Origin of the sequence: Nostoc sp. (assembly GCF_036917675.1) — a bacterium.
Lineage (GTDB): Bacteria > Cyanobacteriota > Cyanobacteriia > Cyanobacteriales > Nostocaceae > Nostoc.
Genome location: NZ_JBALCT010000052.1, coordinates 19,145 through 41,767, shown reverse-complemented (window position 1 = coordinate 41,767; position 22,623 = coordinate 19,145). Strand labels below are relative to the sequence as shown.

General features: G+C 37.4%; 24 protein-coding genes. 4 read left to right on the top strand and 20 right to left on the bottom strand.

Going from position 1 to position 22,623, the window contains the following annotated elements; translation table 11 throughout:
* Positions 1-21: 21 nt before the first annotated feature.
* The 6 genes from V7K31_RS19315 to V7K31_RS19290 all read right to left on the bottom strand — a co-directional run bounded on the left by V7K31_RS19315 (position 22) and on the right by V7K31_RS19290 (position 6,110).
* Positions 22-753 carry an FkbM family methyltransferase gene (locus tag V7K31_RS19315; RefSeq protein ID WP_335096172.1) on the bottom strand — a complete coding sequence of 244 codons (732 nt, stop codon included), beginning with the start codon at positions 751-753 and terminating at the stop codon, positions 22-24.
* Between the two features lie 176 nt (positions 754-929).
* Positions 930-2,078, bottom strand: coding sequence for a glycosyltransferase family 4 protein (locus V7K31_RS19310; RefSeq protein WP_335096169.1), 1,149 nt, complete (start codon positions 2,076-2,078; stop codon positions 930-932).
* An 85-nt stretch (positions 2,079-2,163) separates the two neighbouring features.
* On the bottom strand, positions 2,164-3,255 hold the full coding sequence (locus tag V7K31_RS19305; RefSeq protein WP_335096166.1) for a glycosyltransferase family 4 protein: 1,092 nt from the start codon (positions 3,253-3,255) through the stop codon (positions 2,164-2,166).
* A gap of 22 nt (positions 3,256-3,277) precedes the next feature.
* Complete coding sequence (locus V7K31_RS19300) at positions 3,278-3,934, bottom strand: methyltransferase domain-containing protein (RefSeq protein WP_335096165.1); 657 nt, start codon at positions 3,932-3,934, stop codon at positions 3,278-3,280.
* 66 nt (positions 3,935-4,000) lie between these two features.
* Positions 4,001-5,062, bottom strand: a complete 1,062-nt coding sequence (locus V7K31_RS19295; protein WP_335096163.1) for a glycosyltransferase family 2 protein — start codon at positions 5,060-5,062, stop codon at positions 4,001-4,003.
* Between the two features lie 265 nt (positions 5,063-5,327).
* On the bottom strand, positions 5,328-6,110 hold the full coding sequence (locus V7K31_RS19290) for a Uma2 family endonuclease (protein ID WP_335096292.1): 783 nt from the start codon (positions 6,108-6,110) through the stop codon (positions 5,328-5,330).
* Positions 6,111-6,130: 20 nt separating this feature from the next.
* On the opposite strand from V7K31_RS19290, the gene V7K31_RS19285 reads away from it, so the two are divergent.
* A complete protein-coding gene (locus tag V7K31_RS19285; protein ID WP_335096161.1) occupies positions 6,131-6,292 on the top strand; it encodes a hypothetical protein in 162 nt (53 codons plus the stop codon).
* Positions 6,293-6,502: 210 nt separating this feature from the next.
* On the opposite strand, the gene V7K31_RS19280 is transcribed toward V7K31_RS19285, so the two are convergent.
* From V7K31_RS19280 to V7K31_RS19230, 11 genes are all read right to left on the bottom strand, one after another.
* Positions 6,503-6,631: a DUF29 family protein gene (locus V7K31_RS19280; RefSeq protein ID WP_335096160.1), complete on the bottom strand. Its 129-nt coding sequence runs from the start codon at positions 6,629-6,631 to the stop codon at positions 6,503-6,505.
* Positions 6,632-6,690: 59 nt separating this feature from the next.
* Entirely contained in the window at positions 6,691-7,173 is a 483-nt protein-coding gene (locus V7K31_RS19275; protein ID WP_335096159.1) for a DUF29 domain-containing protein, read from the bottom strand.
* A 206-nt stretch (positions 7,174-7,379) separates the two neighbouring features.
* A complete protein-coding gene (locus tag V7K31_RS19270) occupies positions 7,380-8,579 on the bottom strand; it encodes a glycosyltransferase (RefSeq protein ID WP_335096156.1) in 1,200 nt (399 codons plus the stop codon).
* Positions 8,576-9,511: an NAD-dependent epimerase/dehydratase family protein gene (locus V7K31_RS19265; RefSeq protein ID WP_335096154.1), complete on the bottom strand. Its 936-nt coding sequence runs from the start codon at positions 9,509-9,511 to the stop codon at positions 8,576-8,578. Before V7K31_RS19265 ends, V7K31_RS19270 begins: the two co-directional genes overlap by 4 nt.
* Complete coding sequence (locus tag V7K31_RS19260; RefSeq protein ID WP_335096153.1) at positions 9,508-10,353, bottom strand: class I SAM-dependent methyltransferase; 846 nt, start codon at positions 10,351-10,353, stop codon at positions 9,508-9,510. The genes V7K31_RS19265 and V7K31_RS19260 overlap by 4 nt, the downstream gene beginning before the upstream one ends.
* On the bottom strand, positions 10,343-10,966 hold the full coding sequence (locus tag V7K31_RS19255) for an acyltransferase (RefSeq protein WP_335096150.1): 624 nt from the start codon (positions 10,964-10,966) through the stop codon (positions 10,343-10,345). Before V7K31_RS19255 ends, V7K31_RS19260 begins: the two co-directional genes overlap by 11 nt.
* Before the next feature lie 121 nt (positions 10,967-11,087).
* Entirely contained in the window at positions 11,088-12,359 is a 1,272-nt protein-coding gene (locus V7K31_RS19250; protein WP_335096148.1) for an ABC transporter ATP-binding protein, read from the bottom strand.
* A 132-nt stretch (positions 12,360-12,491) separates the two neighbouring features.
* Positions 12,492-13,451, bottom strand: a complete 960-nt coding sequence (locus V7K31_RS19245; RefSeq protein ID WP_335096146.1) for a GDP-mannose 4,6-dehydratase — start codon at positions 13,449-13,451, stop codon at positions 12,492-12,494.
* 185 nt (positions 13,452-13,636) lie between these two features.
* A complete protein-coding gene (locus V7K31_RS19240) occupies positions 13,637-14,479 on the bottom strand; it encodes an ABC transporter permease (protein ID WP_335096145.1) in 843 nt (280 codons plus the stop codon).
* Between the two features lie 49 nt (positions 14,480-14,528).
* Entirely contained in the window at positions 14,529-14,957 is a 429-nt protein-coding gene (locus V7K31_RS19235; RefSeq protein ID WP_335096143.1) for a hypothetical protein, read from the bottom strand.
* A 128-nt stretch (positions 14,958-15,085) separates the two neighbouring features.
* On the bottom strand, positions 15,086-16,447 hold the full coding sequence (locus V7K31_RS19230; RefSeq protein ID WP_335096142.1) for a glycosyltransferase family 4 protein: 1,362 nt from the start codon (positions 16,445-16,447) through the stop codon (positions 15,086-15,088).
* Between the two features lie 1,122 nt (positions 16,448-17,569).
* On the opposite strand from V7K31_RS19230, the gene V7K31_RS19225 reads away from it, so the two are divergent.
* From V7K31_RS19225 to V7K31_RS19215, 3 genes are all read left to right on the top strand, one after another.
* Positions 17,570-19,747, top strand: coding sequence for a GumC family protein (locus V7K31_RS19225; protein ID WP_335096140.1), 2,178 nt, complete (start codon positions 17,570-17,572; stop codon positions 19,745-19,747).
* Between the two features lie 195 nt (positions 19,748-19,942).
* Entirely contained in the window at positions 19,943-20,200 is a 258-nt protein-coding gene (locus V7K31_RS19220) for a hypothetical protein (RefSeq protein WP_335096137.1), read from the top strand.
* Entirely contained in the window at positions 20,190-20,615 is a 426-nt protein-coding gene (locus V7K31_RS19215; RefSeq protein WP_335096136.1) for a PIN domain-containing protein, read from the top strand. Before V7K31_RS19220 ends, V7K31_RS19215 begins: the two co-directional genes overlap by 11 nt.
* A 95-nt stretch (positions 20,616-20,710) precedes the next feature.
* On the opposite strand, the gene V7K31_RS19210 is transcribed toward V7K31_RS19215, so the two are convergent.
* The 3 genes from V7K31_RS19210 to V7K31_RS19200 all read right to left on the bottom strand — a co-directional run bounded on the left by V7K31_RS19210 (position 20,711) and on the right by V7K31_RS19200 (position 22,620).
* Positions 20,711-20,839: a hypothetical protein gene (locus V7K31_RS19210; RefSeq protein WP_335096133.1), complete on the bottom strand. Its 129-nt coding sequence runs from the start codon at positions 20,837-20,839 to the stop codon at positions 20,711-20,713.
* Positions 20,840-20,921: 82 nt separating this feature from the next.
* Entirely contained in the window at positions 20,922-21,935 is a 1,014-nt protein-coding gene (locus V7K31_RS19205; RefSeq protein WP_335096130.1) for a ComEC/Rec2 family competence protein, read from the bottom strand.
* Positions 21,919-22,620 (bottom strand): hypothetical protein, encoded by a 702-nt coding sequence (locus V7K31_RS19200; RefSeq protein ID WP_335096127.1) that lies wholly within the window; start codon positions 22,618-22,620, stop codon positions 21,919-21,921. The genes V7K31_RS19205 and V7K31_RS19200 overlap by 17 nt, the downstream gene beginning before the upstream one ends.
* Between the last annotated feature and the right edge of the window lie 3 nt (positions 22,621-22,623).

Here is a 22,623-nt window from a genome sequence, read left to right as displayed (position 1 = left end):
TTTATCCAAGTAATAATAAATTTAGGCATTTTTGTGTTTTGCCCAAAAAACTCCTGCTAAACCATCAGCAAAAGGGAACCATTGCTCAATTTCAAAGCCCCTATTTTTTAAGATTTCTAGTCCTAATTGTGGATTACCAAACTGACAAGTATGTAGTTCTCCAACGATATATCTAAATGACTCCAAAGATGATGCCTGCATGATTTCATATTCATAACCTTCGCAATCAAGCTTTAGCAAGCTGACTGGTGTCTCCAGCTTGGCTGCTATATCATCAAGACTAATTAATTCACACTCTTGGCTTCCTAAAAAAGAAATATCATTTTCTAAAGAGATATAGGAGGCACTCAAATCATCTAGCTCATTAAGAATAACTTTTCCTCTAGTATTACCAACTGCATAAGGGTAAACTTCAATATTAAGCCCAGTAACATTCATTTCTAGGAATAATCTCGATTGGATACTCGGCTCAAAAGCAAGTATCCTAGCTTTGGGAAATAGAGTAGAAGCATGAAGAGAAAATGTACCGATATTAGCGCCAACATCCACAATATTATCTAGGTATCTAAATCTTTTTAAGCCATATGAATCATTAATGACAACATCAAGTAACATACTTAAGGCTTGTTCACCTTCAACTGTGCGGATAATTCCATTAATGTTGTAAGTACAACCTCTTGGTATTTGTTTGGCACGAAAATACTTTCTAGTTAGCTTTATAATTTTGAAAGAACGCTCAATTCTATCTAGCATATTAATTTTTGATTATTTGTTAATAGCTATCTTATTCCAAGGATAATTTAGCCCTACTTCAACACAGCTTTCAGAAAATTTATAACATCTGAACTGTGTAAAATTTTAGCAAAAAATTAGTAAAGTTCATAAATTTTGCAGTATCCCTAACTTAAACGAGTAATTAATTATCTACTTTAGTTTTTAGATGCTTCCAAAAACTTATAGTAAATTTCTAACGTTTGTTTAGCAGTTTTTTCCCAAGAAAAGTTACTGGCAATCTCAAGACACTTGTTAGTTAGATAACTATAATTTTCTAACTCCATATCTAGCAGAGAAACTAATTTATGAGAAAACTGCTCAACATTTCCAGCCGTAATCAGCAAAGACTCATCCAAAAGTCTTAAGGTTTCTCTCGGTCCCGGTACGTCATAAGCTACAGTTGCTATTCCACAAGCTAGTTTTTCCAGCACAGCGAAACCAAACCCCTCAATATAACTTGGGAAAGCTCCTACTGTTGCTCCACTCAAAAGTCTAGGAAGTTCATCGCTGTCATAGCTGGGGATAATCTCAATCCAGTCACAAACTGGAATATGCAAATCCTCTAAAACTTTTTGAACACTAAAACCTGTTCCTAAAAAAAGAAAGCGAACCTCTGGAACTTGCTTTTTAACGCCCATGATGATTTCTCTCCAATCTCTAGAACCTTTGCGCGGTCCCCAGACACCTATGAAGACAACTTGTTTATTTGCCAATCTAACTTCGACAGACTGAATAGCTTCAATAAATACTTTTTGTCGTTGTTGCGAAAGTCCAAAGGGAAAAACTACACACTTATTACGTAGTTCTAGAATATCACGAATATAAGCCAATTCATCATGGTTTGGTACATTAATCAGATCGCAGGTTTGTAAACTCCAAGAGTATAAGGGATACTCACGTCTGTTCTGCCAAGACCTGAGCAGATTTCCCAACCTAGTTTTGATTTTTTGAGGTGCTTTTCTTGCGTTTTCTTGCTTGGTAAATTCATCATAAAAAGCATAAAGCCCTACTGAACGAGCAACTAGCAAACCTTGAAATCCTAATTCTTGCTTTAAAAATGGTAAATTTCCTTGATGAGCATCAATAATATCAAAACGATGGGCATTAGCTTGAACAAAAGCTTTTGCTTTTACTGAAAAGCTAGGACGAAATAATTCTCCTAAGCGAGCTGATTGATGTTTAGGGAATGCGTCATAGTAGTCAAACTTTTCTACCTCATGACCTAATTTCCGAAACTCTTCAGCTAATTCAAGTTGGACACGAGATCCCCCTAAATTTCGCTCCCAGGGCATGTGGAGAACCATAAGTATGCGGAGAAATTGATTCATTTGGAAGCAATCATATAAGTATCTACGTGTAAATTAAACATTTTTTCAGGCTTCTGTCCGACTACTTAGCGTCTTTGTAAATATCTAAATGTCTTTGCACTACCGTTAACCAACTAAGTGGATTTATCCACTCACGACAACGTATTTGATATTCTGCATATTCTAATGGAGATAAATTAACTATTTGACGCAAAGCAGTAGCGATCGCTTCCCCAGAATTTTGCTTAACTACAAATCCAGTCTTGGCATTATCTAAAAACTCATGCATTGCACCAGCATCTGTACAGATGACAGGAGTTCCGCAGGCTTGAGACTCTAATAAAGTAAAACCCATTAACTCTGGAACTGGGGTATAATCTCCGTAGCAATTAGTATGAACAGATGGTAAAACTGTTACCGTAGCTGTGCGATATTCTTGTATCAATCGCTGATCATTAGCATCGTGAACAAATTCCACATTCAGTCCTTCTGTTTGGTGTTTAATATCTTGATAGAATTGTTCACTGTAGACTCTTCCAATAATTTTTAGTTTGTAATCTGAACGATTAAGTAGATGGAATCCATCGATTAAATAGTTAATACCCTTGTGAGGTAAAATTCGGCCTACATACAAAATATTATTTTCCTTTTTTAAGGATGTATCAGGATAAAATTTATCTGTATCAATGCCTCCTTTAATCAAAACAGATTTTTTTTGAAGTTCAACAGGGATAAAATCTAGACCAAAGCGAGAATAGGCGATCGCATTTTTATAACTCCTAAATACGGGTAGCTTATGGTTCAATACCAAGCTTCCTCCACCGCCATAGTCAGTAACAAAAACTCGTTTACCAAGCAAACCAGCTATGAGACAGCCCAAATCAGAAACTAGAGTATGAATATGGTGTATATGTACTATATCAGCGCTGATAATTGAGCGTAGATATTGAAAACTTAATGGATTTATCTTATTCCCATGAATTAAGTGTTTAACTGGATAGGTTTCGATTTTGAGTTTACCTTGATTATAAGTTCTACGCACTGAAGAAAAACTTACAAGAGTAGTATCTACAAAATTCGACATCCAAGCAGCTAATTCTGTGGGATATCTTTCTCCACCACCAATGATTGACGACTCATCAAAATAGGTTGGAGTAATATGAACAATTTTCATAATGAAATGCTCAAGAACAGTGTTATTTAATAGCCTCTAACTCAAAATAAACATACCAAGCCGGAAACATCCAAGCCCATCTTTGCTCATAAATTTTAGGAAATTTGTTAGCTAATCTGCTCAAAATAGAACGGTTGAACCTACCACCTTGAAATTGGAGATGACGATATCTAATTCGGTATCTAGCTTTCGAGTAATATGACAAATTGTGGCTATTAGAGAAATAATCAAAAGAGAAATAGCTTAAATGCCATTTATGGGTTGGATCTATGTACGAATTAGCACAAGAAAAATGAGGAGTTGTAATCTTTAACACGCCATCTGGATGCAATATTTTATGAAAATATTCTAAAACTTTTGGGATGTTATTTAAGTGTTCTATAACATCAAAACATTCAATAATAGAGAAACTTGACTCATCAAAAGGATAAGGAAAAGAATTAAGATTCCACACTACATCGGGATTAACTTCTGGAGAAATATCCAGACGTATTACTCCAGATTCACTTTGACGTGAGCCGCATCCTACAGAAAGAATATTGCCTTGATTATTTACAGTTGGGTTCATAGAGATTAAGCCTTCAAAAAGTTGAGGAATAAATTTATTGTTATTGTATAGAATTATGCATAAATTTTTTAAAAGCGAAGTATCGTTTTTTGCCAATACAAGATTTGACAAATATTTTCCAAAAAATAGACCAACGTGCAAGGTTCGTGAGTAAGAAGCTAAATCATTTATACAAAACTATTTCAGTTTCTCCTCATATTCATATAAACCAAAAATATAGTTCCTAACTTTTTTTATAAAAAAAAGATTTCTTTCTCCTATTAACGAAAATATATATTTTAATAATAAAATAGGAGTGAGAGATCTGAAACTAGATATTGCAACTAATTCTGTAATGCGCTTCCGAAAAAGACCGAATTTTAATTCTGCAAAGTCATTTAAGCAACAACCACGCATACAAGATAAAACTTTTTCTTTAATATCTGCTTCAAGATTAGTATCTTTATAAAGAAATTTATATACTTCAAAAAACTCTTTATCTGCAATATCTTTTTGTGTATGACCTTTCGCTTTTGAATGTTGCCTATGACTAGCACTTATTGCAGGAATAAATTTAAATTGATAATTTGCTAAAGCTAGTCGCCAAAAAAAATCATAATCCATAACATGCTGTTTATCTTCATCTATAAAATTTCCATCTATAAAAATTTTACTTTTAAAAAAAGTTGCCTGATTCAATATGCATAACCAAGGTAACATTTTCTTAAAATCAAATTGGCTAATTTCAGCTTCAAATATTATGGTTCCGCCTTCATCAACATAATTGACGTTGCCATAAATAATATTAGCATCGCTATAAGTCACTGAAGCTTGTGCAGCAAAAAGAAAGGCTCCAGGGTTATAATAATCATCTGAATTCTGCCAGCCGACTAAATTACCTGTGCCTTTACGGAAACCTTTATTAAGTGCATGTGACTGCCCCCGATCCGGTTCACTAATCCAATAAGCTAAGTACGGCTCGTACTTCTTGATAATTTCAATTGAATTATCAGTACTACCACCATCAATAATAATGTATTCTAAATTAGTGTAACCTTGCAATAACACGGAGCGGATAGTCTCTTCGATAAACTGACCTTGGTTGTAGCTTGGAGTTACTATAGTAATCCTCGGCCATTCCAAACCATTAGGCATCCGTCTTGGAAGTGGTTGATTTTCTTCTGTCCAAGGCCAACCTGTTTTACCTTCCGGTGATGTAGGTAAATCTTTTAATGTCAAAGCACCGTTAACAATTGCCATTTTATTTAATTAATTTTCTCTACTGAATGTATAAATAAAAAGCTCCAGCGTAGCCGTCGTAGACATCCCTCCAGTCTAAAAATTGCGATTACATTTTATTCAGCAAATAGGAATTAGGGAATAGACGATCGCCTGTAGTGTTGAATCTAGTGAGTATCGCAGTATTATACAACACCATAAAAATAACATTTGCCTTTGACTCAAAAGCGATCGCCTGCCAATCAAGTTATAAATCATCTGGATCAACACCGAGCGATCGCAATTTTTATGCTAATCGTTCGGCTCGTTGACTTTCCTGTTCGGCTCGTTCCTCTGGTGTCACAATCCAATTACCTGTAGCATCGTACCAACGCAGCCATAAACCTTCAGTTTGCTGATAACTCCCAATCCATACCCCTAACCCTAATTCCAGTTCTCTTAACCAAAACTTTTGTTCTGGAATTTCTACCGCTTGATATCGTGTTGCGGTTGATTGAAACACTCGCAATTGATTTTGATAGCGGTCAAACACGATATAGTAAGGAATTCGCAAACTCTGTTCATACACCAGCCATTTTGTTGGCGGCTTGTTGGCATCTCTGAATGTTTGTCCTAAATCTTCGGCTTCGGTACCGGGTGAAAGTAATTCAACTACTAAAAATGGGGCGATTCCCTCTTGCCAAACAACATAGCTGAGGCGCATATCTTGTTGTTGTTGGGCACGAGATACACCTAATACCAAAAACCAGTCTGGTCTTTTGTGCCACAATCGATTGCGGGCATCGTAATACAAATTTAAATCTGTGCCAATAAACATTTCCCCAGTTGGGTAATTTGGGGGTTTACAGGTTTCGCGTAATAATTGGGGTTGGAAGTCGTGGAATTCGTCCGGCAAACCAGGCTCCTCTGGATCTTCACTAGGAAGATCATACATTGTCGGCATGGTTTCCCTTGGTGGACGAGGATGCATATGTTCCGGTAAGTCCATATCCTCTGGATCTTCACTGGGCAGATCATACATTGTCGGTAGGACTTGGCTGGGAGGTAAGGGTGGATCTGTTTGGTACATAGCTTCGTTTTTCACCACAATTGGCTAAAGTTATTCCTGTTTCTGCTGATGCCTCCCGACGAGCAGCTTACTACTTGTATTTTATAAGAGCGATCGCCCCATTCCAAGCATTGCGATCGCTCGACAATTTTTACCCATGCGATCGCAAATATCAACATCTGGCGATCGCTCCTCAAGGTTGAGATTATCTATTTCAAACCTTAGTGATCAAATTTTTTACCTCAAAATGACCAAATTATCAATTAGCAAAGGGGCTATGATGTACTTCATGTCATTAGGAAACGCTATACCTATTTTAATCCGAGCAACCTTTTATTTATCTCAGAGGATGTTTGAAAAGTATTTGGCGAATAAAATTCGCTACTACACAAACTCTCGTCTTCCTCCGTGGACTAACGAAAAAGTAGTGTTTTTAACCGATTCTCCCAATCTAAAGCTGCCACATCTCGATTAGCTAAGGCTGATTGCTGCTGGGTTAACCAAGCCAAAAAATCTTGCTCGTAGAGAGATGATTGAGACATGATATCTTTGCCAAGCTTAATATTGCTGATAGCTGACGGCTGAATGCTTACCTCAATTTTTATTGAATTTCTTCAGGTAGCCATTTTTCATCTAACGCTTGTTCAGGAGTCACAATGGATTCTAAAGGAAAAATTTGCGGTTCAAGTCCAGTTTTAACAATTGTAATATCTCTAGCATCTTGATAAGTTTCTGCAAATATTTCTAAAAAGAAAGGTTTGAGGCTAGGATTTCTTTTGAGAAGCTTTTTGATTTGTTTTCTTTGTTCTATAATTGTACCTTGCCATCCTCGAATGTTATAGTTTCTTTCTTGATACCAATAAGTTAGTTTGAGCAGATGCTCAAGTAAGACAAGTAGGCGGCTTTCTAATTGATGCTTTTGTTCGTTACCCAAGCCTTCTAACTCTTCTAATAAATTTTCCCAATCCAGAGACTTTAAATCTCGATTACGGATGTTGTGAATAGTAGTTTGTACCCACTGATAGAAATCTTGATTATATAAAGCATTTAACTCGTTATGTGAGTCTTTTATTATCTGATTCATATATCTGTCAATTCAAGACAACTATCTATATGCTACAACAGTCGCCAGTTCAAAATTCAAAGTAATATTATTCAAGGGCGATCGCCTTAGTATGGGTTATGATTCCCGATTACCTGATGACATTTTATACTTTACAAATATCCTTTAAGAGCAGTGTGCGATCGCAAATATTGACTTCATAATGCAAAAACCTTTTGCAGCCTGAGCTAGAAAGCCTTAGTTCTAGCAATTTCCAAAAAACTGTATCCAAATATTTTAACTTCTTCCCTATTTCTTGCCTGAGCTAAAGTTTCTTCCTCATAATTTGATCCAGGTTTGAGTTTTTCCCACCATTCACCAATTAAATCTGCTAGTTGTTGAGGGGAGTGTCGATCAAAAAATGCACTTCCTGGTGGGTCTTGCTCTAAGTGAACTGGAAAATCTGAGAGAATCATTTTCTTACCAAGACAACGAGCATCTTCTACAACCGTACTCCAACCTTCAAATAGAGAAGGCTGAATCACAGCAAGCGAACGACGCATAAGTTGAATTTGGTCAATTCTTGGAATTAGACCTAGTAGGTAAACTTGGTTTACTAAACCACAAGTATGAATAGTTTGTAAAATAGTATCTATGTAATCAGGCTTGCGATAATCATAAGGATGACCAGTAAATACAATTACTGGATAGATAGAACTGGCTTTTAGTATTTTTAGAGCTTCTAAAACAATCAAATGATTTTTGTGCTGCCAAAATTGATTGCTAATTATGAAAAATCTATCAGGTAGATGGTATTTGCTTTGCAAATTAACCGAATTTAATTCATACCAACTTAAAGGTAAAGAAGTTCTAAATTGTAATACTTTCGTATTACAATCTGAATTTAGAAAAAACTTTTTAAAGTCGGCTGCTGCTGTTTTACTACTTAATACAACTCTTGAACTTGAATTGGCTATTTTAGCAAATCCTCTATCACGTTCATCAATATCAGACTGTGTAAATAAATGAGGTAAATACTTATGTTGAAAGTCGTAAATCCAAGGACATCCTTGATAAGGCGCTTTTTCAGTATGAGGGACTAAATAAGGATAAACAAAATGAAATTTATTTTTTTTCAAAAAATTTGATGTACGAGGATCTGATTGCTTGAAAACTACCCTCTTTACTTTCCACTTCAAGCGGTTGAAAAATGTAAAAGAATCTAATTCTGTTTCTAGGTTGTAAGTATCCTTTAAATAAGGTTTTAATTGATTTTGAATATCCTGCTCAAAAGATTCTCCATAATATAATAAGCAAATTTCAAAAGTTGAACGTTCTTCATCTGGAAGACTAGATAATGCCAAGATAATATTTTTGATATACTCAACACCACCTATCCAGCCACGTCCACCTTGCATTATTAAACCAATTCGTAAAGGTTGATTCATACACCTACCAGTTCAGCACGACACCAGTTTACAAAGGTCTTAACTCCCCGTTCTAGCTCAACAGTTGGAGTAAAGCCTATCGATTTCAGCTTAGAAATGTCCGCTTGCCAATTGAGAGGATTACCTATGGGGACAACACCATCAAATTGCAGCTGACAATTTTGCTCTAATGACTCTAGCACTATCCTTGCTAGTTCAGATATTGTTACCTCTCTACCTGTGCCTAGATTATATATTTCCCCTTCCATTGGTGCTGATTCGACAACTACGCTTAATGCTTTAGCAATATCTAAGGCATGGATAAAATCACGGCTTTCTTGACCTGTACCTTGTAGTAATAAAGAACTTTGAGTAATTGCTTTTTGGCAAATATCCCAGAGAACCTGACGACGCAAACCAGGGCCATAAGCAGAGAAAATTCTCAAACTGGCTGTTGATAAGCCATAAATTTTTGTGAATTCGAGGCACAGTTGCTCACACATCAGTTTATGAAAACCATAAGGTGAAATAGGAGCGACTGTTTGTGTTTCCCTCACAGGTAATGACTCAGGATTCCCGTAAATTGCGGCGCTAGAGAGAAAAATAAATTTACATTTGGGAGAATAGATACGCAGTGCATTAAGGACTTCAAAGGTAACTATTGAGTTTGTATAAAAGTCTGATGCTGGTTCAGAGACGGATAAGCCTACTGAAGCCCTACCAGCACAATGAATACAAATTAAGGGAGAACGTTCCTGGAGTATTTCGTGTAAATTTGAATTCGGTAATTTAAGACAATAGTATTTTGTCAAATTTGCTAAAGGTGCATTCTCTGGGGGAGAAGTGCCAATACCAATGACAGACCAGCCTTGCTCTGAGAAATAACGGGCAACGTAGCGACCAAGAAAGCCAGTAACACCTGTAACTAATGCAACTTTATTACTTACATTCACGGCTTAACTGCTAGAAATGAATATAAACGACCAGGATTATTCAACTTTTGTGATATGTACCAGCCATAAAAATCTTGTACCATCTTAAATTCAGCCAACTTAGATCCTAATGTATTCCCGAAACGCCTTGCTAAAAAAGATTTGACTAAATTTTGATACTCTGCTTGAGTCATCGGAGCATAGTTAATAACACTCTCGAATGGAGCAAGATTTTGCAATACTTGTAAGCCTGCTGAACGAATTGCTGTAGTATATTCTTTCAAAAGATAAGCATTTTCTCCTCCGTACAGAAAATGAAGGGGATGGGAATCTAAAAAATCTTGTAAGTCCTCTTTTTTTGAAATGATATGTTCGCGGGTAGCAATGAAATAACCACCATGTTTTAAAACTCTCGATCCTTCTTTACATAGCTGGTTTAAGTCTTGTGCATGGTGTAGTACTGCTCTACCATAAACAATATCGAAAGCATGATCAGGAAATGGTAATGTTTCGCCCCAATCCTGTACCACTTGAATAGATAAACCTGTACTATTAGACAAATTACGAATTGCTACAGCACCTACTAAGTCACTTGAATTAGGCTCTAATGCGGTAACGGAACATCCCGCTTTTGCAAAGGCGTAACTTGAAATTCCTCTACCTGCTCCTATATCTAAAACCTGTCCCGGTATTTTGTGTTTAAGAAGTTTGGTCAATGCACTCCATTCTTCGCTTTCACTAAAGCGTTCAGCAGTAGAATATAGTGGATCATCATAATAGCAATGTTTAACAAGTTCGTGTCTTTCAGGCTGATTTCTTAGCCATTGGACTGCTTCTTCCCAAGTTAATATTTTATCGCTCATCTTCTGGAATCTCTCTAATTACTCGTGCTGGGTTGCCAGCTACAATTGTCCAAGGTGGAATATCTTTTGTAACTACTGAACCTGCTCCAATTACTGCACCTTCACCAATTGTTACTCCTTTTAAAATAATTGAGTTAAAACCAATCCAAACTTTGTTACATATTTTGACTGGTAATATTTTGACATAACTCCAGTCTTTTTTACCTACTAACCAATCAATAGCATCTTTCTCACGATATGAAAATGATATGGAATGAGAGTTATGGTCAACAATTGTTGTTCCCCATGAAATTAGTACATCATCGCCAATTTTTACGCTTTGAGCAACAATAACCGAACCACTTATAAATACACGCTTGCCAATTGATATAGAGGCATTTTCTTTATCAAAGATAATAGAGCCACTCACTTGAGTCTGTTCATCTATATTTACGGTACATCCATTTTTTAGAATAATATTAGACAAATTACATTTTGAAGATGGATGAACTTTAATGTTTTTATTAGAAAAATCGTCATTATTATCAAAAAAAACTTTTTCTAATTGAGTTGCTGTTTTATTTAAAAAAAAACTAGTTTTTTGAATGATTATTTTAATTGCATCTTTGTTCATAATTAATATATAGTACATATAAATCTGATTTTTGTAAAATTACTACTAATAGTGTAATACTCTAGTAATATTTACGAATATATATTTTTAAATATCTCTATTTAAATAAATTGTATTCTTCTTAATTTCTATTTGTTGGGCAAACTTCTTTCCAGGTCAAATTCACTAGTACAACTCCAAAAGCAGCACCACTATATACAGCCATGTTACTTCCTGTTTCTTCTATTTCAAAACTAATTAAAGATGAATAATGTGATAAAACTTCAACATTTGGAATATGTGCGCCAATATCAATACTATAAGTATCAGATACAAGTAATTTACCTGGAAATTTAATTTCCGCAATATAAGTACCTTCTCTAACTTCAGAGCTTAAAGAAGAAGAAGACCGATTTACACTAAAAATTGGTATGCCACTAGAATTATAAACTCTCATAGTTAGCTCTAAGTCTTTAACAAACTGTATTGAGCAGTATTCTAAACGAACTCTTATTGGTTGTCTTATATCAAAGACAGACGTAACTTTACCTTCTACATTTAACAATGATATGCGCTTAAAGCAAAAACGCGGATCTTGTCTACCTGTCTCTAAGCTTATGTCTCCTGATAATTCAGAACCATGAATTAAATATTTACTGGTTATCCAATCTGCATTTCCTTCTTGATGTATCTTACCATTAATCAACCATATTACACGTTGACAAAGTGAAGTTACTGTAGCCATATTGTGACTAACAAAAAGAACTGTACGTCCTTCCTTTCCTACATCCTCCATCTTTCCCAAACATTTCTTTTGGAATTGAGAATCTCCTACTGCTAACACCTCATCCACAATCAAAATCTCTGGTTCTAAATGTGCCGCCACCGCAAACGCCAAGCGCACATACATCCCCGATGAATACCGCTTAACTGGCGTATCTAAAAACTTTTCCACCTCCGCAAACGCTACAATTTCATCAAACTGACGCTTAATATCTACCCTACTCATTCCCAAAATTGCACCATTGAGATAAATATTTTCTCTCCCAGTCAACTCTGGATGAAACCCCGTACCCACCTCCAACAAACTAGCAACTCTTCCCTTAATTTTGATGCTTCCTTGCGTAGGTTCAGTAATCCGGCTGAGAATTTTTAAAAGTGTAGATTTTCCCGCACCATTGCGCCCAATAATTCCAACTCTGTCACCCTGTTTGATTTCAAACGATACATCCTTAAGCGCCCAAAACTCCTCCTGGGAATTTTGGATTTTGGATTTTGGATTTTGGATTAAAGTACCAAGGGACTTAACTTTATTAGCAATCACATCGCGCAGCGCAGTGTAACGTTCTTGCTGTTGATGCCCAATAATATATTTTTTACCTAAATTTTCAACTTGAATAACAGTATCAGACATTGGTTTTTCACTTATCAGTTATCAATAGGTATAATTATGTTCGCAGCGATGAGAAACGACAAAGCAATCCCAATCATTGCGAGCTACCCATCGGGAAAGCTTTATGACTCTTTCTTCGCATTTATGAATGATTTAGGATTGTGATAGTTTAGCCTCCACCATCATTTGCACCACCTGCTTCATCTTGTATTTCGCCTGCCATCCGAGCTTGTCCTTCGCCTTAACTGGATTACCTCTACCCACTGCCAAATCTGTAGGTCGCAGCAAGCTATTATCTATCACAACATGGTGACGCCAATCTAAATCTAGAGACGCAAATGCTGCTGCTACGAAATCCTCTAATAAAGAACTTTCTCCCGTAGCAATTACATAATCATCCGGCTGTTCCTGTTGCAGCATCAAATACATCGCCTCCACATATTCCGGTGCCCAACCCCAGTCACGCTGAATCTGCATATTTCCCAAATAAAGCTGCTCAGTGCTACCTTGAGCAATGCGACAAGCAGCCGCAACAATCTTTTGAGTCACAAATCTTTCTGGTCGCAAGGGAGATTCATGATTAAATAGAATCCCAGAACAGGCAAACAAACCATAAGCTTCCCGGTAGTTAGCAACTTCCCAAAAAGCAGCAGCTTTAGCTACAGCATAGGGGCTTCTGGGGCGGAATGGTGTTGTTTCATCAGCCGCAGTTTCGCCAGTATCCCCAAAACATTCACTAGAACCAGCATTATAGAGTTTGATTGGCACACCCAAAAAGCGAATAGCTTCTAATAAATTTAGAGTCCCAGTAGTGATACTTTCTAAAGTTTCTACTGGTTGTTCAAAAGACAAACCAACTGAACTTTGTCCTGCCAAATTGTAGATTTCATCTGGCTGAATTTTTGTCAGCACTTGCAATACACTCCGAAAGTCATTCAGAGCCATTGACTCTAATTTTACCTGGTCACGGATAGCTAAGTAAACCAAATTTCGGAAAGAGGAAATCTGGGCATCTCGTGAACTACCACACACGCTATAGCCTTGATTAAGAAGTAACTGTGCCAGGTAAGCTCCATCCTGACCCGATATTCCACAAATGAGAGCTTTCTTCATCAGCTTATTTTAGAGGATGTTTTAAAACTATTGGGCGAATATATAACGTTTCCCAACAAGAGTGAAGTACATCTCAAAACCTCACCCCCAACCCCTCTCCTTACTAAGGAGAGGGGAGATAAAGAATAAGCTTTATCGGGGTGAGATTAAGCTGTACCTCAGTTGCTTAAGGATTCGCTATAACTTTATATCACATCTGCAAATGTCCGTTCCACCTTCCGAAAATACCAAATCCCACTGATAAATAACAAAATTACTAATCCCAAAGACAGCAAAAAACCTGAGAGATATAACTTTGACTCACCCCCTAAAATCGCCCAACGGAAACCATCAATTACTCCTACTATAGGATTCAGGGAGTATAACAACCGCCATTTTTCTGGAACAACACTGCTGCTAAATCCCACTGGCGAGATATACAAACCAAACTGCACAATAAACGGCACAATGTAACGAAAATCTCGATACTTGACATTTAGAGAAGCAAACCATAATCCCGCCCCCATTGAAGCAGTAAAGGCAATAGCAATAAACAGTGGTAGTGTCAGAATTCGCCAACTGGGGACAAAGTTATACCAAGCCATTAACCCCAATAAAATCATCCCGGAAATCAGGAAGTCTACGAAGCTAACTACTACTGCACTTGTCGGTATAATTAAGCGGGGAAAATATACCTTTGAGATTAAGTTAGCATTGCCAATCAAACTATTGCTGCACTCCGAGAGTGAATTGGCGAAGAATTGCCAAGGCAACATTGCTGAAAAGACTAGAATTGGATAAGGCACACCCTGGGAAGGTAACTTTGCCAATTGTCCAAACACAATTGTAAAAACTACCATAGTCAAAAATGGACGAATCAGCGCCCAAGCAATACCGATCGCAGTTTGCTTATACCGTACCAAAATATCACGCCAAGCAAGAAAATAGAATAATTCTCTATATCGCCAGATGTCTTTCCAATATTGGTGGTCTGTGCGTCCAGCTTCAATCACTAACTCCTGTTGAGAGATAATTTTTGGATCACTCATAATTATTGATTGAAGATTAATATATTTAACAAAATGGCACTAATAACACTTACCTCACAAACTGGAAACCTTTAAGACCTTGATAACCAACATATCTGGCACTCTTGCGCGTAAACTCCCCAACAGAAGGGTTCCCCAGAGCATCAATCACTCCGCTTACTTGCTGCCATAGTTCTTGTGGTGCTACCGAAATTTCATAACTGCGATCGCCACACTTGTGAATATGATACCAAGTTGTTTGCTGACACTCTTCACACCAAAAAGCTTCTAACCATTCCCCTTCTATAGGCACTGTGGTTTGGTTAGATACTAACATCAAGGCATTCCGCCGACTCATCCCTCGTTGCTGTAATTGACCTGCTTGGTCTGCAAACATTTTATATTTCTGACTGACGCTATCGATATAGCAGCTATGAATGAGGCAATAAATAGCCCGTCGCTGGGAACGTTTCCGATTTCGGTCACACCTTTTCTGCAATTCCACCTCCTGTATAGACAAAAACTATGAGCAAGGAAGGCTATGTTGGAGGGACTGAGATCAATAAGACCATCGAAGCCCAACTCCTAAAAAAGTAGTGCGAAAATATGCAATTAATTCTAATATACTTACTTTACATCGCTTTGAGATATGGCTATTATTTCATCAGACAATAGTGCCTGCTCCAAAATATGTAAGTATTGTTGAGAGATAACTTTCGGTGTAAAGTGCGACGATCGCAAATACTGGCGACCTGCTTTGCCCATCTGTTCTCCTATTTGTGGATCTCGATTCAGAAAGCGAATAAATTGCGCTAGACCTTGACCATCTCCATTGTCAAATGTCCCACCACAGTTGGCTTCAGCCATTAGTTCTCTGAGATATGAAGTCTGTGAGCAAATTACTGCTATTGGCCGCTCAGAGGCTAGAGCTGAATAAAATTTGCAGGGAACAACTAAACCCTCTGTAGTTGCATCCACACTCACTAATGATAGATCGCAAGCTGTTAAAGAATAGGGTAACACTTGCTGGTCTTGATAGGGTAAAAACGTAAAATTGTTCAGCCCTAACCGATTTACTTCCGTGATTAATTCTTCGCGTTTAGCACCACCACCAATGCAGACAAACTGAATTGGCTCGTCTTGTAGTTGCTTTGCAGCTTCTAACATCGTGTCGATGTCATGGCAGCGACCCATATTGCCAGAATAGAGTACGGTAAATTTGTTAACTAAGTTATACTTCCAAGCAAACCAGTTTTCTCGTTTGGCAATCGGCACGATCGCTTCTGGGTTAGCCCAACTGTGAATTATAGAAATCTTATCAGCTACTTCGGGACAATGCGCTAATACCTGTTGTTTCATCACCGGACTAAGTACTATAATCCCCTTGGCTTTTAGCCAAACCTGTTTGTTGATCCCATGCCACAAGCGTACTAGCCAGTGACGCTTGGAAATTACGCCTAGTGCGATCGCAATATCAGGGTATAGATCATAGAGTACACACACATAGGGCAATCGGAACAATAAATAACCAAGATATCCGATAACTGGCAAAAATGGGGGAGCTGTAGTTATTAATAATATATTGTTGCGACGCCAAGCTTTGAGTAGATAGAGCATAGCGCGTAAAGTATATAGTACCCCATTAACAGCTTTACCACGAATTCTTCCCGTCCAAATTTGGGCAGTGCGCGATCGCTGAATTCTGATTTGGTCAGCCCATTCAACTGCTGGGGCGCGATGAGAGCTAAACGCATATCCTGGCTGACTTGTAAAGACTTCAATCTCCACCCCTTGCTTCCCTAACTGTTTCACTAGTTCTTCAATCAACTGCCCTGTAGCAGCATAATCTGGGGGAAAAAATTGGGTCAGCACAGATAATTTAATTGATTTTTGAGTTTTTACAGAAGGTTTATTCCTTGCATCTAACTCAGTAGAAATCGATGGCAATAATTGTTGATTAATCCATTGATTAAGTTCATTAAGTCTCATGAGTTATGTTCCTAGTCTAGAGTAGAAAAAAGCTTGTTTCTTCTCTCAATGTTTGAAAGGTTAAAGCTATGTATTAAAGTTTCCCTAAGCGGAACGAGTTAAAGCAAAAAGCCTAATCTCCCTTTAGGACTGAGACGCTTTACCAAGAAAGAATAAAGGCATCAATTGCCAGAACAAAGCCCAGCCCGCGAGCTTCTGAATAAAGGGGTTTAAGATCCCCACTAAATATGCATATATATTTAGTGGTCAACAATAAAGTGGTGGTCACTGACCAGTTCGACAGGTATTACAGTGGCTTTGTCGAACTGCTCACTGTAATACTTTTGCCTGCACTGAGCTTGTCGAAGGATCGAAGTGCGGGTTTGAATCCCCACTGATAGCGCCACGCTTTCTCGTGTCCGCGAGCGTCTTCATTCTGACTCCTGACTTTTGAATTATTCTTGGAACACTACGCACCCTGTGGCAAGGCTTTTCTACGAAAAGCTACCTAAACTAGAAAAATAATGATACAAAACTCACTGTTCAAACATCCTTAAGAGATTTAAAGATATCATCATTGAGTTTTATTTTTTACGTGTAACATCTGTTACGCCCCACCTTATCATGTTTCAATTATGAAGACCAAAACCTCATCAAAACTTTATATTCTCAAAGATATACTAGCAAAATTTTTATAAAACAAATATTTTTATTACTTACGCACTGTATAAATTGATTGGTATATATATACTACTTTTAACTAAAATAGGGCATTTCAGGCTTTTCTCAATCATCCTTTGATAAGTCGCCGAGGCATAGCCCAACCCTGTTATCGCTGAAAAAGCGTCGAAAAATCAAGTTTTAATACCTTAAACTCGTATTTGATATTTGGTATTTTTTGTCAATACTTGAGTTCTATTGTTATACTTTGAGCAAGCAAATACTAAGTAAGTACTGTAAGTTATACTTTTTACTTACTTTATTACGTGCTAGGCTCAAGAAAAAATACAGAGCTTTCATTAAAAAGAATATCAAATAATATTATACGTAGTATATATTACTACTTACAGTTCAAGAACCTAACTGAAAGTTTCAAAAGCCTTTTTACTGCTCCCGTTCAGTGCATTAGCAACTATTAAACACATGATAGAGAATTATCCTTCTCAAAATTCAAGTTCTAATCGCAGTAATAACTCTGTGCCTCCATTTCCTCAAAATCAACCTGTTCGCTGGGCTGAAGAACAAGAAGAGGAATGGAGCTTTCAAGAATTTATAAGTATTTTACGGCGGCGATCGCTACTCATGACAAGTGTAACGATTGCTTTGATGACACTTGTAGTAATTAACTTGGTGGTAAACGAGAAGCCCCCAGAATATGAAGGCAGTTTTCAACTGTTGGTAGAACCTGTAAATGATGATCCCAAAGTTGTGGATGTTGTCAAAGACTTGAACTCACAGAAGTCTAGTCTAGATTATGAAAGCCAAATTCAGGTTCTTAAGAGTCCTGAACTGATGAAAAACACTCTTAAACAGTTGCAAGCCTACTATCCAGAAATCAACTATTATTCTCTTGTCGAATCTCTGAAGATTAATCGATTGCAAGAAACCAAGATTATAGAAGTTCGTTATCAAAGTAGCAATCCAAAGCAGACTCAAGTTGTACTAGAGCGAATAGCAAATAATTACTTAGACTATAGTCAATTAAGGAGGCAAACCAAGTTACGTCAGGGGCTTCAGTTTGTTGAAAAACAACTGCCATTTATCCAAAATCGGGTCGATCAGATTCAAAAAGAATTGCAACTTTTTCGACAAAAGTACAATTTTAATGACCCAGAAAGCCAAGTAAGCCAAATTGCTTTACAAACTGTTGAATTCTCTAGACAAAAACAAGTAATTGATCTACAGTTAGCCCAAGTTCGTGCTAATTTTGCTATCCTACAAGGAAAAAATGGAGCAACGACAATACTGAATAATGCTCCTTTATATCAACAGTTGATTGCTCAAATACGCCTATTTGATCTTCAGATTGCTACAGAATCAGCTCGTTTGCAAGAAGAGAATCCCAGCATCCAAACATTGAAAGAGAAACGAGCTAGTCTTTTACCTTTGCTACGTCAAGAGTCAGAGCGCTTATTGAGTGTAGAGTTTGCCGAAGTAGCGACACAGTTTCAAACCTTAGAAGTACAAAGCCAAGAACTTGCGAAAATAGAACAAAAATTTGCACAACGACGCAGCCAACTGCCAATTTTAATCCGACAGTACACTGAATTACAGCGCAAATTACAAATTGCTACTGAAAGTTTAAATCGGTTTCTATCAACCCACGAAAATCTCCAAATTGAAATATCCCAATCGGATATTGGCTGGCAATTACTTCAAAGACCAACTACCCTAGATATTCCTGTTGATCCTTTTTCTACTCAACGCAATTTTATACTGGGATTCGTTGCAAGCATCCTCGCAGCAATTGGTATTGTTTTACTTGTAGAAAAGCTAGATAATACCTACCATACTGTTGATGAACTGAAAAAAAAGCTCAAACAACCATTGTTAGGAAATATTCCTTTTGAAAAGCAAGTTAAAACTAACAAAAACCGCACTTTTAATCAAAAAACTTCCTTAGCAAGTATCCAAAATTCTTCTTCTCAGGGAATTGCTGGATTGGCTGTTTTACCAGATCAAAAGTATGGTGACTCTTCTACCAACTTTTTAGAAGCCCTACGGGTACTTTATAGCAATATTCAACTACTCAGTTCCGATCGCCCGATTCGCTCCATAGTTATTAGTTCAGCGATGAGTGGTGATGGTAAGTCTACGGTTGCCCTCCATCTAGCTCAAATAGCTACAACAATGGGGCAACGAGTTCTACTTGTAGATGCTGATCTTCGTAAACCCACAATTCACGAGCTATCAGGTTTAAATAATCTATGGGGATTAAGCAATTTAATTTCTACAAACTTGCCATTGGGAGAAATAATACGACAACTACCTTCCATGAACCAATTATCTGTAATCACCTCTGGACCAATACCACCCGATCCGACAAAGTTGCTCTCATCTCAAAAAATGAAGCAACTAATGACAGATTTACATAACAGTTTTGACTTAGTGATTTATGATGTCCCTCCTTTGGTGGGATTAGCCGATGCTAGTCTGATAGTACCCCACACTGATGGGCTTTTGATAGTAGCCAGGATTCAAAAAACAAATTCCTCAATGCTAAAAGCAGCTTTAGATAACCTGAAAATTTCTCGGTTGAATATATTAGGCATAGTTGGTAATGGTCAGAAAAATACCAACAATAGTTATTATTATTATTAGTAAATAAATAGTCACGTCAGGACTCACACTAGCTAACTACAACCAAAGTGCGACTTTATTACCATAGGGGTAGAAAATCAAATACAGCAGATGGTCGTATTCCCAGTGGAAGGAACCAACGCCGAGAGTGAGCGATCGCAATCTCACTAAAAAGCAATGTATAATGTAATGTATACATTATACAAATTTTAAATTGTGTCGAGCAAAATTCGTAAGCAGATTTATATTGAACCACGTCAAGAGCATCTGCTAAAAGCGATCGCCCAACAGGCCGGTGTAAGCGAAGCAGAGATTATTCGCCAAGCCATTGACCTCCATCTTGGTGAAATAACTGCACCCCAAACAAATCTCGCAATCTGGGAAGCCGAAAGAGAATTTATTAACCAAATCAAAACTCGACCTGCTCAACTTGGAGGTCGGGATTGGGAGCGTGAAGACCTCTATGAACGGTAGGGTTTTACTGGATACTAACATTCTCGTTTACATCTACGATCCACTGGATACCGCAAAACAGGAACGAGCGATCGCAGTTGCTGACCAATTGATTCGTTCTGGGAAGGCGGTAATTAGTACCCAGGTGTTGGGAGAGTTTTTTATGGCCACAACCCGGACTCGGCGATCGCTTTTAACTCCTGCTGAGGCGCTGGTGCGAATGCGTAACTATTTAGCTGCTTGCCATATCGTTGATATTACACGGCTCATTTCTTTAGAAGCAATTCGCGGTGTGGAAACCCATCACTTCGGGTTTTGGGACGCGCAAATTTGGGCAACGGCGCGACTCAACCAAATTGAAGAAGTTTATACTGAGGACTTTGCATCAGGTGCGATAGTTGAGGGCGTGCGATTTACAAATCCTTTTATAGATTGAAAAAGATTCCCGACTTTTGAGAGAAGTGGGGAATCTGAGCTTTGAAATGATGCCTACGGCGGGCAAAGCCTACGCAACTTTACATTAATCCAAAATTACTTGCCGTTGCCGTTACCACCATTACCATTATTTTGAATGACACGTTCGGCAAGCTTTTCCGGCACTTCTTGAAGATGGTCATATTCCCAGTGGAAGGAACCAACGCCAAGATTGAGCGATCGCACTTGATAGCTAGTTGATGTATAATGTAATGCAAGTATGTCGTGGGGAATAAACCCTTCACCAGTTAGCTTTATTTGCGCCGACCTACTTATCCGGTTTAATGATAGATAAAAACTTTTGACATATTGGGCTAGCTACTTGACTAACAATAAATTCTTTATGTAAAGCCATCTCAGCATAACTTGTCCTGCTACCATCTATTTTAAGAGTAATAGTTCCTCCACAACAGCTATTACTATTAAGCCCTCTGGCAGGAAGTGTATTTAGATGTGTAGGCTTTGAACTAGGAAGACTAGAAGTACATTGTTGGGATAATTGAGTGCACAAAATATGAGCATCTGGAACTGAAGAAATAATACCGTCTACTATTTCTGTGCGGGGATTATTAAAACGATTACGATCAATTGAGAATATTATTAACTTTGGTTGAATAAAAGTACAAAATTGCTGGGCAAATCTTTTAGGATCTGCACTCCCTGGTTTTCCACCATGATGAGGAAAAACAAGTATGTCAGCACTCAAACTCTTTTGATCTTGAATCAAATTCTCAAAGCCTACATTATCAATATCTGCTGCTAGTATAGCCACTCTGTGAGAATCGTGAACTATACCGATAACGGCTGATATTGAGTTAGAAGTTAATCGCCTTCCCTGTAAGTCTGTTCCTCCAGCACCACCTAAAATCAATTCAGGTGTTGGCGCAAGGATTTCTATATTAACTGAACCAATATTCAAACTTCCCGTTTTTGTTGTTGTCAACTCTGATGAAACGTTAGTTCCAAAACGTTGGCGTGCATCTTTTAAAGCAATACGTAAATCTAACCAAATTGCAATTTTCTTAATTGCATCAGGGTTTATATGTACATTTTTAATTTTGATATCTTCATTTGAGAGTAAGTCAATCATACCTGCAATATGATCTGCATCAGAATGGGAAATGAGGATATGTAAAATTTCTTTAATAGATAGATGTTCAAGAGTTTCTGCCAACGTACCCCCAGGTGGACAGTCAATAACCATTAAATCATTTACATCTCTAATTAACGCACAATTTCCATGTCCAACATCTAAAATAATGAGTTCAGGCGAGTCCATCATCTTCATCTGGTTCAGGTGCTAATTCAAATTTTTCAAAATATAGGTCATCAGATTTTTCTGCTCCTGTGTTTACGTGAGCAAATAAACGGATATTTGGTTTTAATACAACTCTAATATTTTCTGGAATCAGAGAAGCTGGAAAACGAACAGCCTTATGGGGATTCCAACCTGGAACAAATGCATCTACAACAGGTTCATGAGATTCTTCATCAATATTAGTAATCCTAACTATCGTTCTACGAGGTTTTCTAGTACTCGGTATTTTACCAGAAAGTTCTAAGGTACAATCTTCTATTCCCTTAGCAATGCTTGAAGCATCGGCTTCTTCTCGACTCAATAGTACAGGTATTTTATGTCTCCATTTTCTAATCGAAAAAGATGTATCCATTTCTGTATACTGAGTTATTAACAATGATGGAAATTTAAAATCGTAAAGATTTGCAACTAATTCTGCTCCATAAAAGTTAGCAAATCCAGAATTACTCAATCGGTGATCGCACACAGCACCTTGAGCATTTTCTCTAATAAGTGATACCAAGTCACTGACATTGCCAAAGTGTCTATTGTCTAATAAAAATGGTTGATAGCCTGCTTCTTCTACTTCCCAAGCTATTACATCAGCTAGGTTTTTATCATCATCAATTATAGCTATTTTTATATTATTCAAAACTTGTGTCATACTCATAAA

Excerpts from the sequence above, each read along its gene's own strand:
- V7K31_RS19200 (WP_335096127.1), bottom strand. The coding sequence starts at position 22,620 with ATGAGTATGACACAAGTTTTGAATAATATAAAAATAGCTATAATTGAT.
- V7K31_RS19275 (WP_335096159.1), bottom strand. The coding sequence starts at position 7,173 with ATGAATCAGATAATAAAAGACTCACATAACGAGTTAAATGCTTTATAT.
- V7K31_RS19215 (WP_335096136.1), top strand. The coding sequence starts at position 20,190 with ATGAACGGTAGGGTTTTACTGGATACTAACATTCTCGTTTACATCTAC.
- V7K31_RS19290 (WP_335096292.1), bottom strand. The coding sequence starts at position 6,110 with ATGTACCAAACAGATCCACCCTTACCTCCCAGCCAAGTCCTACCGACA.
- V7K31_RS19260 (WP_335096153.1), bottom strand. The coding sequence starts at position 10,353 with ATGAGCGATAAAATATTAACTTGGGAAGAAGCAGTCCAATGGCTAAGA.
- V7K31_RS19305 (WP_335096166.1), bottom strand. The coding sequence starts at position 3,255 with ATGAAAATTGTTCATATTACTCCAACCTATTTTGATGAGTCGTCAATC.
- V7K31_RS19240 (WP_335096145.1), bottom strand. The coding sequence starts at position 14,479 with ATGAGTGATCCAAAAATTATCTCTCAACAGGAGTTAGTGATTGAAGCT.
- V7K31_RS19270 (WP_335096156.1), bottom strand. The coding sequence starts at position 8,579 with ATGAATCAACCTTTACGAATTGGTTTAATAATGCAAGGTGGACGTGGC.
- V7K31_RS19225 (WP_335096140.1), top strand. The coding sequence starts at position 17,570 with ATGATAGAGAATTATCCTTCTCAAAATTCAAGTTCTAATCGCAGTAAT.
- V7K31_RS19315 (WP_335096172.1), bottom strand. The coding sequence starts at position 753 with ATGCTAGATAGAATTGAGCGTTCTTTCAAAATTATAAAGCTAACTAGA.
- V7K31_RS19245 (WP_335096146.1), bottom strand. The coding sequence starts at position 13,451 with ATGAAGAAAGCTCTCATTTGTGGAATATCGGGTCAGGATGGAGCTTAC.
- V7K31_RS19280 (WP_335096160.1), bottom strand. The coding sequence starts at position 6,631 with ATGTCTCAATCATCTCTCTACGAGCAAGATTTTTTGGCTTGGTTAACC.
- V7K31_RS19230 (WP_335096142.1), bottom strand. The coding sequence starts at position 16,447 with ATGAGACTTAATGAACTTAATCAATGGATTAATCAACAATTATTGCCA.
- V7K31_RS19295 (WP_335096163.1), bottom strand. The coding sequence starts at position 5,062 with ATGGCAATTGTTAACGGTGCTTTGACATTAAAAGATTTACCTACATCA.
- V7K31_RS19205 (WP_335096130.1), bottom strand. The coding sequence starts at position 21,935 with ATGATGGACTCGCCTGAACTCATTATTTTAGATGTTGGACATGGAAAT.
- V7K31_RS19310 (WP_335096169.1), bottom strand. The coding sequence starts at position 2,078 with ATGGTTCTCCACATGCCCTGGGAGCGAAATTTAGGGGGATCTCGTGTC.
- V7K31_RS19250 (WP_335096148.1), bottom strand. The coding sequence starts at position 12,359 with ATGTCTGATACTGTTATTCAAGTTGAAAATTTAGGTAAAAAATATATT.
- V7K31_RS19255 (WP_335096150.1), bottom strand. The coding sequence starts at position 10,966 with ATGAACAAAGATGCAATTAAAATAATCATTCAAAAAACTAGTTTTTTT.